This window comes from Paenibacillus sp. PvR098 (genome assembly GCF_017833255.1).
Taxonomy (GTDB): Bacteria; Bacillota; Bacilli; order Paenibacillales; family NBRC-103111; genus Paenibacillus_G.
Genome location: NZ_JAFIBU010000001.1, coordinates 3,955,820 through 3,968,608, shown reverse-complemented (window position 1 = coordinate 3,968,608; position 12,789 = coordinate 3,955,820). Strand labels below are relative to the sequence as shown.

Sequence of the window (12,789 nt, the reverse complement as noted above, 5' to 3'; positions counted from 1 at the left end):
GATCGGGGAAACCCGATCCGCTCTTCATATTTCCTAGCCTATGGCTTACCGCCGTTGACCGATACCGGCAAAACAATTTCGATCGTGGTCCCTTGCCCTATCTCGCTTGAGATGGATACCTGGCCGCCGTGGCTTTCAATGATTTGGAAGCTGACCATCATCCCAAGCCCTGTTCCGTGTTCCTTGGTCGTAAAGAACGGATGACCGATCCGCTCCAACTGATCGGCAGGTATGCCGGTGCCTTGATCGATGACCCGGACGACGATCCGGTTCTCGCCCTTCTTGTTCGCCCGAACCGTAAGCTTACCGCCACTCGGCATCGCTTCAATCGCATTTTTCATCAGATTAATGAACACCTGCTTGAGTTGATTCTCATCACCATCGATGAATGGAAGGCCCTGTTCGCATTCTTTATCGATTTCGATACTGTTCATCACCGCCTGGGATTCGATCAAGGTCGTGACGTGCGCCAGCAAACGGTGAATGTCCACCGGCATGAATTGAACCGCCTTCGGCTTGGCCAGCATCAACATTTCGCCCAGGATTTGTTCGATCCGGCTGATTTCCGATGAGATGATGTCATAATATAGCTGCTTGTCTGCCACCCCCGATTTCAAAAGCTGGATAAAGCCTTTGACCGCAGTCAGCGGATTGCGGATTTCATGGGCAATTCCCGCGGCCAGCTGTCCGACGAGCGACAGCTTCTCCGAATTTTGCAGAAGCTCCTGCGCCTTGCGGGCTTCACTTATATCTTTTGCTATGATTCGGACAGCAAATTGATTCTCATACCAGGTGGGAACGGCCGAGAACTCCACCTCGACAGACTCTCCCTGCACCTTCATAAACTTTCCTTTGAATGTCGGAACAAATGCACCATTTCTAATGGTATCGCTCAGGTTGTAGGCTGCTTCAAGAACGTCGGGATCGATAAAATCGTTGATCGGTTTATACAGCAGGTCGCTTCGATCCGCGGCGCCCAGAAGCTTCACAGCCATTTCATTCACACAGACCCATTTGCCGTCCTGCTGAATGAGGAGCGCTTCCGGCATTTCTTCAATGAGCATCCGGTATTTTTCCTCGCTCTTTAGAAGCGCCTCCTCCGACTGTTTTCTGGTCGAGATATCGCGCCCCACCGTCAATATGTTACTTACCTGGCCATTTGGGTCTCTTACCAGTTTGACGGAGCTTTCCATCCAAATATAGTGACCTTGTTTATGCAAGGCCCGACAAATATGTATTTTTTCATCCGAATCCTCATTATCGTATGCGCTTTGTATTTGCAGCAGATCCTCTGGATGAATCAAATCACAAGAACTTTTCCCGACCAGCTCCTCCGCCTGGTACCCCAATTGGTGGTACACCGCCGGAGAGGTATAAAGGATTACGCCATCCAAATCGCAATACGTAATAATATCTTGCGAATTAACCGCGATCAGTTCATAAAGCTGCTGGCATCCCCGATCTTGCTTCAAGCTGTTCAGGCTATTGCCGTGTTCTCTGGAGAAGTCCCCCCGCTCACTCTGCAGCGAATGATTAACCTCGAACCTGTTCAAATATAAAATGTAATAGGCTTCCGAACTATTTTGTTCCCCTATGTATTTGGAAGCCGTTATACTTAACGGTACATGATATCCTTCGCGGTGAAGCCAGTTTAATTCAGCTCGATGGATAGCGCTTTCATCTGAGAGCAAATGCAGGCTATTCCAAAAATCACTCATATGATCCAAGCTGTCAGGGTGGCATAAGTCAACCATCATCCGTCCGGTTAATTCCGGTTCTGAATAACCTAAAAGCCCATATAAAGCCTTATTGGCTGCCAGACAACGGCCTGAAGAAGCCACAAGAGCCATGCCTGTCGGCGAATGATGGAAGCTTAGGAGAAACAAGGGGTGATTAATAAGATTGTCGTTAGCCATTCCAAGCCTCCTGCATCTTTTCCAACTACTGGTTATGAATAATGATAACATTCTATGTCCGGTGCACTTTATCCTTCTATTCAAATATAAAAAAAACTAATTTCAGGTAAAAAAACCTTCAATAAAATGAAAGGACAGGACCCGTATGCGGAATCCCGTCCTCTATAGTCTGGAGGCTTCTGTCACTTTACTACAAGTACCGGAATCTTGGCATGCTTCAATACATAGTGGCTTACGCTGCCCAGCATGAATTCTCCGATTGCGCTTAGTCCCCTGCTTCCGATCACGATTAAATCACAGTTGCTTTCCTGGGCATAGCTTACGATGGTTTTGGACGGTTCTCCTTGCTTCATAAAGACTTCCCCGCGGACTAATCCGGAAAGCGTCTGCTTCGCTTTCTCTACGATCAATTCGGCATGCTCATACTCAATTCGGCTTGAATCCGCCGGTGGGGTAATCATGGCTTCGCCAAAAATAATGACCGGCATATTAAACACGTGAATGACCTCAAGCTTCGCGCCCGGCATAACATTAATCAATTGCATCGCCGAAGCCAACGCTTTGTCCGCTTCTTTGGATCCGTCAAAAGCGACCAAAATATGCGAATACGGCATAGGGCTTCACCTCATTCGGGTTAGGATTAGATAATATGTAATCAATTACCCGCTAACCCATAACTAGAAACCATAGTCCTAAAATAATGGCAGCCTCCGAAGTCGGAAAGCTGCCTTTGGGTTCTTTATAGAGACACTACTTTACCACTAACCTGCGCTTCGAAGGCAGCCAGGATCACGTTTAACGAACGCATGCCTTCCTCTCCGGAAATGCTCGGAGGGGTGTTCGTCATAATGGACTGTACAAAAGCATCAATTACTCCGCTGCTCGTCTGCTTCTCATTGGTTGCGATAGCTCCAACTTTATAACGCTCTACCGAACCGTCTCGCAGCTCGATATGACCTGATCCTCCGGATGCGTGCCGATTTTGATCACACCGTTCTCGCACCACAGGTAGATGAATGATGGAGCCGTTCCGGCAAATCACAGAAAGCCCGCATCGGCCTTGACGAGCATCTCTTGGGCTTATGGCGGCAGATCATTGTTGAACAGCGGAGCCACCCCCCTGGCGATACCAACGAGCTGTCCGGCTACTTGCTGAGGGCCTTGTGCTTATATCTTGAAAGAGCTGTAAAGGAAAATGTTCCGGCATACGGTCGCTCCTTCATTGCTTTTCGAATGAAACGGTTTGTTGAGGAGAACGCGACCATAACGTTCAAAGTGGAGGAAGTGGCCCGGTACGCAGGCTTAAGCGTATCTAGAGCCGTTCACTTGTTCAAGGTTTGGTAAGACAATCATGGAGTATGCCCTTGAAATCCGCTTATCCGCCGCCATGGAACGGATGAAGTACACGTCGATAACTTTAGAGCAGATTGCCGAGAGCTGCGGCTTTGGAGGGTATTCTTACTTCCATAGAGTATTTAAGGAGCATTACGGTGTATCCTCTGGGGTTTATCGCAGCGGCAGCGGACAAGAAAGAACGTCGCGGCGGGCTCCTGCAGAGAAAATTTCGCCAAAAAAGGTCCTCCGCACAAAGCGAAGGACCTTTTACATGACTATGATCTTATGTTAATAAAGCGAGAGAGCCAACGAATCCCTTTCGTTCAGCGAATGAAGGATGGCTTCGCATCCCACTACTTCAATGCTAATTAACGTTTGAAGGCATTTCTTCAAAGCATGTCTTCCTGTCTCCACCTTATTGTCCAACGCCGTCTTCAAAAGTTTTAATGTTTTTTTATTCAAGCTGTCGGCGAAAACGGGGATCTCTTTGTTTTGAATAGTGACGAACACTTTCATCCCTAACACCGTCCCTACATATCAATTTTACTTATATATTGATAGGATAAATTACGATTATTAAAATAAGCTTAAAATAGTTTTACAAATTGTCAACAACTTTCGAATTTTCTCTATTTATGCGCATAAAGTTGCGATTTTTCGACAATGAAGTGAAAGTCTATGGAAGGATGTCCATTTCCCGGGAAATTCGTCGAGTTATTGTTTCGCTATAATGGATGTGATGAAAAAGAAAGCCTGCCTTGGAATTGTGGTAGACTTTCCGCTGAAATGATAATGACTTTCTAACACTTTTGCAGTCAACCGGGGGCCATTTATGCTTGAACCAACCTTGCTATATCGTTAGTAATATCAGCCGGCTCTTCTGAAGGCTCGTATCTTCGCAAAACTTCTCCTTCCTGGTTCACTAGAAACTTCGTAAAGTTCCATTTAATCGAATCGCCGACTAACCACTCCGGATTCTTTTCACTAATCATCATTTTGAGCAGCTTTGCATTGATATTCGATTCATCAAACCCTTGAAAGGGAGCTTCCTTTTTTAAATACTCGAACAGCGGGCTCGCCTGACTTCCGTTTACTTCAATTTTGGAGAACACCGGAAATTTCACGCCATAATTAATCTGGCAATAGGAAGCGGCTTCTTCATTGCTTCCAGGCTCCTGCTCGCCAAATTGATTACAAGGAAAGCCGAGAATTTCAAATCCATATTCACGATACTGCTCATAAAGCTTTTGCAAATCATCAAATTGCGGCGTGAATTTACATTTACTTGCTGTATTTACGATTAAAAGCACTTTTCCTTTATAATTTGACAAAGATACTTTGTCCCCATTTGTTTTTTCAACCTCAAAATCATATATCGTCATACAGCAGCACCTCGATGTCATTCTAATAACTATTATTATATTGAAATAATTATAAATTACAATAGAGACATAGAAAGATCTTGTCGAAAAACAAAAACACCCCTTAGTGACTAGAAGGGATTGCTCCATAATAGCCAACAAAAGGGCGTATCCGGTTACATAAGTTAGTCCATCTCTGAATCCTTTAAGACTCTAGTTTCATAGCTTAAGGTAAGTGTTTTATTGTTTTTCTTATCGTGCAGTTCCGCTTTGAACATACCTCCGAAGTGAAATTCCCTCTTCAAAGGCAATGTGCCGCAGTAAAGTGCAATGCCGGGACTGTCATACCCGCGTTGTTTAACAATTTCAAGCAGCTGCATCGGGTTCAAAAATGCGCTTAACGCTCCGGACTGGTATAATACCTCTTCCCCGTCAACCTGAACCCAACTATTAAGTTCAATCTCGTCCCAGTGCTCCGCAATCGATTCCAATGTCCATAGCTCTCGGGTAATCATTTTCGCGCAAACCTGCTTTGACTTTTGAATCGATACGGTCTCAAGCACCCGATCCGTATGATCACTGCCCAAACCGATATACCAAGTACCATCGATATCCAATAGAACAACCTCAGCCTCGCCACTGCTGTCATTGCCAACAACGCTAATACAGTCAGAGTTACTTAGTAATTCCGGCGAAAGATCATACATCATGGGAACCGTCCGGGGAGCCGGCACCCCCAGCTCTTTTAATTCTTCGATATGGTGTTTGACCGCTTCCTGATCTTTATTTGTATATCCTGCGATGACAAGTCTTTGTGGTGCCCAGTTCAACGGAGTTCTCCCGCACTGAAATTCCATATCTACCTTTATCCTCCCAGTTTGTGTTTACTTACCCCATCTTTTGACCCATTCCGGATCGTAGCCAAATTGGTCAAGTACACGCCCGACGGTATGATTGACGATATCGTCTAAAGTTTGCGGCTTATTATAAAATGCGGGCATTGGCGGAAATATCATAGCTCCTGCCAATATCGCGGTTTCCATATTTCGGATATGAATCAAATTTAACGGCGATTCTCTAGTTAAGAGAATGAGCTTTTTTCTTTCTTTAAGCATGACATCCGCCGAACGGGAAATGAGATCGGAAGCAAGGCCGGAGGCGATCCCGGCCAATGTCTTCATGCTGCAGGGAGCGATAATCATGCCATCAACGCGAAATGACCCTGAAGAAATCGAAGCGGCTTGGTTTTTAATGCTGTGGTAAACGTCGGCCATTTCCTTCACTTGCTGGAGAGAATAGGACGTCTCCATCTGGATCGTTTTTTCTCCCCATTCGCTGATGATGAGATGCGTTTCGGCTCCCAACTCCTTCAAGGCTTCCAACATTCTAATGCCATAAATTGCTCCGGAGCCGCCCGTAATTCCGACAATAATTTTATTATTCATGTTGTCTACCCCGATTCTTTATACTTCTAGTAATCTTGGTTGTAAGATACCGGCAGGCAGCTTATCAGAGATTTTGGCATCCTTCAAATATTCTTCATAATTAGGTATACGTGTTACCTCATAATCCATCGGCTCAGCGTCTAATGGTACGGTACAATCAAATCCAAGCTTGGAGCCTACTCCGTTATCCGTAGACGGATCTAATTTCGACCCCAGCGCTCCATGAACAGCAACTAAATCGGTGGCGGCCTGAAACCTTGTTGCTACACACCAATCCACTTCTTCCATGTTAAAAATATCAATTTCCTCGTCGACCACAATGACCTTTTTCACATCGTAATGCCCGGCAAAAGCGGCAAAGATCGCATTCTTGGCTTCGCCCTCATTGCGTTTCTTCATAGAAACGACCAGATGAAACCGGCACTTTCCGCCCATGGTCAAATGCACATTTTTTACCGTGGAAACGGTATTTTTCATGGAACGCAGCAGAGAGGCTTCCCGAGGGATAGCGCCGAGCAGCAGGTTTTCAATGGAACCGGCCAAGCAGGTTTGGTAAATGGGATCTTTACGGTGAGTCACGCAATGAATTTCGATGACTTCTTTGTCGCTTTGCAAGCCATAATACGCCGGGAATTCGCCGAAGGGTCCTTCCGATTCCCTTACGTGAGGCAGAATTTTACCCTCCAAAACAATCTCTGCGTTCGCAGGAACATCAATGTTGACCGTTTTACAGCGCACTACCGGAATCGGTGAGCCTTTGAGCGCTCCGGCGATCTCCATTTCATCCTGGCCCAGAGGAGCGATGGCTTGGGAGGCCAGCATCAAAATCGGGTCTACGCCGATCACAAGCGCGATTTCTAAAGGCTGTCCTTTTTCCTCCATTTTTTTATAGAAGTTAAATGTATGTCTAGGCAGAATTAAGGCACCTAAACGGTTTTTGCCGGAAACCTGCAATCTGTGAATCGAAACGTTCTGATTCCCTGTTTCGGGATCCCGTACAATCGCAAGTGCGGCTGTAATATAAGGAGCGGAATCCTTTTCCTGATGAAGCGGAATAGGGAACATCTCCAGTAGATCAATATCATTCTCTATGACTACCTCATGAACCGGAGCCTCCGAACTGCTAACCGGTTTGGAAGGAAGCGGATGATCAATAGCTTCTAAAAATTTAGGGATCATTTCGTTTTCTTTACAATTCATTGCCTCAGCGAATTGTTTTCTGGTGCTGGCAATACCTGCGGCTAGAGGCATATCATGACCTTCAACCTTTGGAAAAAACACAGCCTTTTCACCGTCAAAACGCTTCGTAAATGCAGCAATTTCAAAGGTGGTGGACACCTCTTGATCCACTACGGCCAGTTGACCTGTCTCGTTCATATGACGAAGCCACGATCTTAATGATTCATTATTCATTGTTGCATCTCCTTATGCGATCATTTTAGTTTGTGCCCTCTGTTGTTTAAAACGAAATTTTTGCAGGAAAGAAAGAGCGATGAATGCGATTAAACCGATGATACTGGACGTGATTTCCGGCACAATTAAGCAAATGGATGCTGCGTAGAAACCAAGCCTTACCACCATACTGGTTTTCTCGAATAAAAATCCGACGACGCCAACACACAGGGAGTAAATCCCTACGCAAGTAAAGGCAGTAATCATCACGATTTCGTACCATTCTCCCATCATTAATAGTTCCGGACTCATGATAAAAGCAAACGGAATTAGGAGCAATGGTATCGCATAGTAGAAAGCATACAGGCCCGTCTGAAACGGTTTGGTTCCTGCAATTCCGGCAGCGCTATATGTAGCCAAAGCGACCGGTGGTGTAATCATGGACAAGCAGGCCAGGTAGAATACAAACATATGCGCCGTAAGCTTCTCTACACCAAATTCCTGCAGGGCCGGGGCCATCAATACAGCCGCCATAATATAAGCGGAGGTTGTCGGCATTCCCATGCCCAGAATAATGCACGCAAGGGAAATGAGCAGCAAGCTAATCACAAAGTTGCCGAAGGAAAATTGAATGATAAGACTGGTGAACTTGAGCCCAAGTCCGGTATATACAATGACTCCGACAATAACCCCCGCGACAGCGCACGGAATGGCCACTTGAATGGATTGTTTTGCCCCGCTTGCGAGAGCTTCGAACAGTTGAATCAGGGTCATTCGAGTATCTCTTCTGAGCCAAGAGACTAAAATAATTGCAATAATAGACCAGAATGCCGCTTTTTGAAGAGTGAAACCAAGAAAGATAAACACGACTAAAACAAGCAGCGGAATTAATAAATGCAATCGTTTAGAAATCTTTTCTTTCTTCTCAGCAAATTCCTCGACTTCTTCCGCCGTGCCGAGACCTTCCTTCTTTGCCTTCAAATCTACCGTAATGTAAATCGCCACATAATAAAGTACGGCCGGAATCAAAGCAGCCAGACAGATTGCGGCGTACGGTATCCCGAGCATATCAGCCATGATGAAAGCGGCAGCCCCCATGATTGGCGGCAGGATCTGACCACCAGTGGAGGCGAGTGACTCTACGGTCGCCGCAAATTTGGCGCTAAAGCCCGTTCTTCTCATTAGCGGGATAGTGAATATCCCTACACTCGCCACATTGGCCGCCGCACTTCCGCTAATCGTACCCATCAAGCTGCTTGCCACTACTGCCGCTTTGGCGGATCCGCCGACTAACTTCCTCGTAACACTATGGGCAATATCAATGAACAATTTACCGCCTCCGGAGACTTCCAAGAAGGCGCCAAACAGAATGAAATAAAAGACGAAGTCCACGGAAACTCCCACTGGAGCCCCAAAAATACCGTCAATCGATAAAAACTGAAGATTGACCATATCTTCGAAGCTCATCCCGCGATGCTGTAAAAGCCCGGGCATATTTTGCCCCCAAAGCCCATAGGCAATAAAGATGAGTGCCAAGATCGTCATAGCAGCACCAACGGTTCTTCTGGAAGCTTCGAGAAGCAAAACGATCAATACGACACCCAAAATCCAATCCGTTGAAGTCATCTCGTCGACGTAAGGAATACGGGAGGTCAGCCTTTCAGCTGACACCGCAATATATGCACCTATGCCAAGGGACACCATGGCAAGAAGCCAATTGAAATATTTGATAAGCTTCCCGGTTTCTTTTTCACCCTGTTTCATTAGGCAAAACGTAAGCGCTAAGGCAAAAGCTACGTGAATGGCCCTTTGTGTCATACTGGTAAAGCTTCCGAAACTCGCTGTGTACAATTGAAATAATGACCAACCAATCGCGATAACAGAAGTTAAGTTAACAAACTTTTTCATAGGTTGTCATCCTTTGCCTACAGTTACTTAAGTAGGCCTTTCTCCTTATAGTATTTCTCTGCACCCGGGTGCAGCGGTACATTGAGACTTTCAGGCTTCATTGCATTTTCCGGGTTGAAATCCTTCAAAGCGTCATGAGCACCATCCAGCTTTTCTTTGTTTTCAATAACCGTTTTGGTAATGTTATATGCCGCTTCTTCATTCAGGTCGGATGTCGTCAAAATCATAGTGGAGAAGCCTACAGTTTGTACATCATAGTCCTGGCCCTTGTACAATCCTTTTGGAAAATGGACATCAGTATATCCAAAGCCCTTAAATTTATTTACAGTTTCATCTTCCATTGGCAGGAACACGATTGGTGTATGGATCGACAATTCACTGATCGTCGGGTGCCCTTTCGGCATAACCAAAATATGAAGATCAGCTTCACCGTTTTGGAAGGAGGATTGGATGACATCATTCGACGTTAACTCTACTTTCCCCCCGTACTGCTTAATGGTGTCGTAGTTAACCCCATAGGCTTCCAATACTTGACTAGTCGAAAATTCCGCAAGGCTTCCCTTGTTATTGGTATAGATTCTTACAGGAACTTTATTATCAACAATGTCTTTTACCGTCTTGATTCCGTGTTTATCAACAAATGCTTTTGAAGCGACAATTCCGATATAGTACTGATCAAGCGCTCCAACCAAACCCCGTAAATTTTCTTGTTTTTTCTGGTATGCCACATTTCCTTCATAAGCCCATTTACTTGTAATCGAGAAGGAGAAGGCGACATCCGCTTTCCTCTCATCCAGCATTTTCGCATTGCCGATGCCACCGGCAAATGGCAGCACGTCAACCGTACGACCGTTCATTACAGGACGTAAAAGCTCGGCCATCGTCGCTCCGTAAATATACCAAGCGCTTCCCTGCGTATTGGTCGCAAACAATAAATTGCCGGAGTCCGGTTTTTGAGAATCTGTTGAAGCATTAGAGGAACCCGATGTGTTTCCTCCTCCAGTTGACCCGCAGGCAGTAATAAACAAAACAACGGCTAATATAAAGCTAAACACTCCGAGCTTTTTCATAAAAGTGAATCCTCCCATTTTGTATTTACTGTGCTAATTGTTGGTTTGGAATTCTAGCGGGCATCAAAGGTTATGAATTACCGTTAAGTAACAAATCACTTCAGTTTCCCACGATGCTTCACCTCCACAAATTAGTTCAAAAAAGGAATAGATTTGTGCATGTCATCATTTGGTTCGGGGTTACCATTTATTTTCATTACATCGGGGCTTCAATATCATGCCGATGGTGGAAAATACTGTATTGTGGATTGTGTATACATAAATAAAGTTAAAAATGGCTCACAAATTATTGTATTGTGTATACATAAATGCACTGAAATAGTAATCTGTTTTATGCTTCAATAACGGTTTTTAAATTTGAATAAATAGTATTACAGGTCATAGTCATTGTCAATATATTTTTCATCATGATGTAATGTATTGTAACATATTGTCGATTTTAGGCGAAAAATCTGATCGACTCTCATGGTGTTTACGCTTACAATTTGATAGCTACATATTTTATGTTATATTTAATAACAACCATATTTATCCATAAATTTCCTTATATGTTCACCTATCTAATAACTTACTGTTGAACAAACCTGTCACTCGCTCCAATGAAGCTTTTTAATAAGGAACCATTCATACAAAGGTCATCAACAATTTTAAGGATCATTCGTTTAGTATAAAGAGATAGTATCCATATCACACTTAACGACTCCATGAGCCGCAAATAAATTGACTAACGTTCAAATCAAAACGCAACGGCATCTCATTTTCGAGTATGTTTTTTTGCGAGCGAACCACTCTTCAATAGAAAGCGCTTTCGACATTATCTATGCCAAATGTCCCAGTCAGAATTGGACAGCTTCCGCCTTTGCCCTTCATTCTTTCTTCATCAAAGCTTCATGGTAATTTCATGATCATCTGTCAATATGCTGATAAAGTTAAATTAATAGTTAGATTAAGTCTAATTTTAATTTAATTGGAGGACACTATGATCATTACAATTAACGATGCCACCCGGCACTTACAAACAGCCAACATTCGTATGACAACGCAGCGACAGCTCATTCTGGAACATTTATATTTGAAATTATCTCACCCCACGGCTGAAGAACTATTCGAATCGATCTATGCCGAGTATCCGAAATATGTAAGCATGACGACCATTTACAAAAATCTGCGCACATTAAAAGAACTGGGGCTGCTCAAGGATTTTCATATCCTTCACGGCGATGTTACAAGGTACGATACGAATACCGCCCCGCATCATCATTTATATTGCGTACATTGCGGGACGATCACAGACTTTGCGGCAGCTGTTCCAGACCTGGAAAAAATCAGTGATGGCTTCCGTCCCCAGAGCGCTTATCTTGAAGTATCCGGCACATGCCATGCCTGTGAACAGCTCCATGGTCAACATTTCAAAGTCGCGATTTGATGACCTATACCGTGAACAACAAAAAAAGCACTCGCCGATAAGAAAACCTCTCGGCGGTGCTTATGGAGTGCTCATTTACATACTATCGATTTATTTCCACGGCAGCAGCTTGCCTTCAAGCCACTGAAGTCCCCGGTTAAAGAAAAGCCCTAACAAGGACAAGATCAGAACCCCAACCATGAGCTTTGTCGTGATCATCAGATTCCCGTAATGCAAAATCATCGAACCGATCCCTTGTTGAGCTGCGATCATTTCTGCAGATACCAATAGCAGCAGGGAGGTCCCAGCCGCAAGCTTTAGACCGGCGAAGATCATGGGCAGCGCTCCTGGAAGAATGACCTTCCGAATGACGCTCAGATGACTGGCCCCGAATGTAACCGCTGCTTTGATCCAAATGGGGTCTACGTTCTTGACTCCCGAGAACGTATTGATCACAACCGGGAAAAATACACCAAGGGCGATCATCGTGAACTTCGGCGCTTCCCCAATCCCGAGCCATAAAATAATCAAAGGCAGGAGTGCGATTTTCGGAATCGGATAAATGGAATACACAATAGGCGAAAGTACGGCATCCACCCAGCGTGAAAAGCCTAGAATAAGGCCGATCACGATGCCGCATACAGCACCTATGCCATACCCGATAACAATCCTGGACATACTGGCAAGAATGTTCTGGTGAAGCTCACCGCTCGACAGCATATCCCAGCCCGCCAATAGAATCAACGACGGAGCCGGCAGGAACAGCGGAGGCACGAGCCCCAGCCTGCAAATCAATTCCCACAGCAACAGTAGACTGAAAATACCTAGTACGGAAGCGTACCCCGGTACCTTCTGCTCCAAGAAGGAAACGCGATTTCGTATAATATGCCGCTTCTGCCCTTGCGCCGAAGCATGGGAAGGCGCTTCGGTTATCGATTCACTTGATGTTTGAGTCAT

At 44.9% G+C, this 12,789-nt stretch carries 13 protein-coding genes and 1 pseudogene; 3 read left to right on the top strand and 11 right to left on the bottom strand.

All coding sequences use genetic code 11. The features are described from left to right. Window positions 1-38: 38 nt before the first annotated feature. From JOE45_RS19545 to JOE45_RS19535, 3 genes and pseudogenes are all read right to left on the bottom strand, one after another. Entirely contained in the window at window positions 39-1,916 is a 1,878-nt protein-coding gene (locus JOE45_RS19545; RefSeq protein WP_210022751.1) for a PAS domain S-box protein, read from the bottom strand. A 182-nt stretch (window positions 1,917-2,098) separates the two neighbouring features. Then, the gene (locus JOE45_RS19540) at window positions 2,099-2,530 is read right to left on the bottom strand and encodes a universal stress protein (protein WP_210022752.1); all 432 of its coding nucleotides are present in this window, start codon (window positions 2,528-2,530) and stop codon (window positions 2,099-2,101) included. Between the two features lie 125 nt (window positions 2,531-2,655). Then, a pseudogene (locus tag JOE45_RS19535) lies at window positions 2,656-2,924 on the bottom strand (Gfo/Idh/MocA family protein); the annotation flags it as partial. 66 nt (window positions 2,925-2,990) lie between these two features. Here JOE45_RS19535 and JOE45_RS23650 point away from each other — a divergent pair. Further along, the gene (locus JOE45_RS23650) at window positions 2,991-3,260 is read left to right on the top strand and encodes a hypothetical protein (protein ID WP_245247081.1); all 270 of its coding nucleotides are present in this window, start codon (window positions 2,991-2,993) and stop codon (window positions 3,258-3,260) included. A 7-nt stretch (window positions 3,261-3,267) separates the two neighbouring features. Then, a complete protein-coding gene (locus tag JOE45_RS23645; protein WP_348632562.1) occupies window positions 3,268-3,543 on the top strand; it encodes a helix-turn-helix domain-containing protein in 276 nt (91 codons plus the stop codon). Here JOE45_RS23645 and JOE45_RS19525 read toward each other — a convergent pair. From JOE45_RS19525 to JOE45_RS19495, 7 genes are all read right to left on the bottom strand, one after another. Further along, window positions 3,540-3,767, bottom strand: coding sequence for a 3-dehydroquinate dehydratase (locus JOE45_RS19525; RefSeq protein WP_210022753.1), 228 nt, complete (start codon window positions 3,765-3,767; stop codon window positions 3,540-3,542). The genes JOE45_RS23645 and JOE45_RS19525 overlap by 4 nt on opposite strands. A 314-nt stretch (window positions 3,768-4,081) precedes the next feature. Next, window positions 4,082-4,633 (bottom strand): glutathione peroxidase, encoded by a 552-nt coding sequence (locus JOE45_RS19520; RefSeq protein WP_210022754.1) that lies wholly within the window; start codon window positions 4,631-4,633, stop codon window positions 4,082-4,084. Between the two features lie 164 nt (window positions 4,634-4,797). Further along, the gene (locus JOE45_RS19515; RefSeq protein ID WP_210022755.1) at window positions 4,798-5,442 is read right to left on the bottom strand and encodes a DUF2848 domain-containing protein; all 645 of its coding nucleotides are present in this window, start codon (window positions 5,440-5,442) and stop codon (window positions 4,798-4,800) included. 54 nt (window positions 5,443-5,496) lie between these two features. Beyond that, window positions 5,497-6,057: a UbiX family flavin prenyltransferase gene (locus JOE45_RS19510; RefSeq protein WP_210022756.1), complete on the bottom strand. Its 561-nt coding sequence runs from the start codon at window positions 6,055-6,057 to the stop codon at window positions 5,497-5,499. Window positions 6,058-6,075: 18 nt separating this feature from the next. Continuing rightward, window positions 6,076-7,470 (bottom strand): UbiD family decarboxylase, encoded by a 1,395-nt coding sequence (locus JOE45_RS19505; protein ID WP_210022757.1) that lies wholly within the window; start codon window positions 7,468-7,470, stop codon window positions 6,076-6,078. 12 nt (window positions 7,471-7,482) lie between these two features. Further along, on the bottom strand, window positions 7,483-9,357 hold the full coding sequence (locus tag JOE45_RS19500; protein ID WP_210022758.1) for a TRAP transporter permease: 1,875 nt from the start codon (window positions 9,355-9,357) through the stop codon (window positions 7,483-7,485). 23 nt (window positions 9,358-9,380) lie between these two features. After that, window positions 9,381-10,427 carry a TAXI family TRAP transporter solute-binding subunit gene (locus JOE45_RS19495; protein WP_210022759.1) on the bottom strand — a complete coding sequence of 349 codons (1,047 nt, stop codon included), beginning with the start codon at window positions 10,425-10,427 and terminating at the stop codon, window positions 9,381-9,383. A 979-nt stretch (window positions 10,428-11,406) separates the two neighbouring features. Between JOE45_RS19495 and JOE45_RS19490 the strand changes: the two genes are divergently transcribed. Further along, entirely contained in the window at window positions 11,407-11,853 is a 447-nt protein-coding gene (locus tag JOE45_RS19490; protein WP_210022760.1) for a Fur family transcriptional regulator, read from the top strand. 90 nt (window positions 11,854-11,943) lie between these two features. Here JOE45_RS19490 and JOE45_RS19485 read toward each other — a convergent pair whose 3' ends face one another. Then, a complete protein-coding gene (locus tag JOE45_RS19485; RefSeq protein ID WP_210022761.1) occupies window positions 11,944-12,789 on the bottom strand; it encodes an ABC transporter permease in 846 nt (281 codons plus the stop codon).

Bases quoted from the DNA above. Each gene is read 5' to 3' on its own strand.
- JOE45_RS19495 (WP_210022759.1), bottom strand. From the start codon at position 10,427: ATGAAAAAGCTCGGAGTGTTTAGCTTTATATTAGCCGTTGTTTTGTTT.
- JOE45_RS19505 (WP_210022757.1), bottom strand. From the start codon at position 7,470: ATGAATAATGAATCATTAAGATCGTGGCTTCGTCATATGAACGAGACA.
- JOE45_RS19545 (WP_210022751.1), bottom strand. From the start codon at position 1,916: ATGGCTAACGACAATCTTATTAATCACCCCTTGTTTCTCCTAAGCTTC.
- JOE45_RS19525 (WP_210022753.1), bottom strand. From the start codon at position 3,767: ATGAAAGTGTTCGTCACTATTCAAAACAAAGAGATCCCCGTTTTCGCC.
- JOE45_RS19540 (WP_210022752.1), bottom strand. From the start codon at position 2,530: ATGCCGTATTCGCATATTTTGGTCGCTTTTGACGGATCCAAAGAAGCG.
- JOE45_RS19500 (WP_210022758.1), bottom strand. From the start codon at position 9,357: ATGAAAAAGTTTGTTAACTTAACTTCTGTTATCGCGATTGGTTGGTCA.
- JOE45_RS19510 (WP_210022756.1), bottom strand. From the start codon at position 6,057: ATGAATAATAAAATTATTGTCGGAATTACGGGCGGCTCCGGAGCAATT.
- JOE45_RS19490 (WP_210022760.1), top strand. From the start codon at position 11,407: ATGATCATTACAATTAACGATGCCACCCGGCACTTACAAACAGCCAAC.
- JOE45_RS19520 (WP_210022754.1), bottom strand. From the start codon at position 4,633: ATGACGATATATGATTTTGAGGTTGAAAAAACAAATGGGGACAAAGTA.
- JOE45_RS19485 (WP_210022761.1), bottom strand. From the start codon at position 12,789: ATGACTCAAACATCAAGTGAATCGATAACCGAAGCGCCTTCCCATGCT.
- JOE45_RS23645 (WP_348632562.1), top strand. From the start codon at position 3,268: ATGGAGTATGCCCTTGAAATCCGCTTATCCGCCGCCATGGAACGGATG.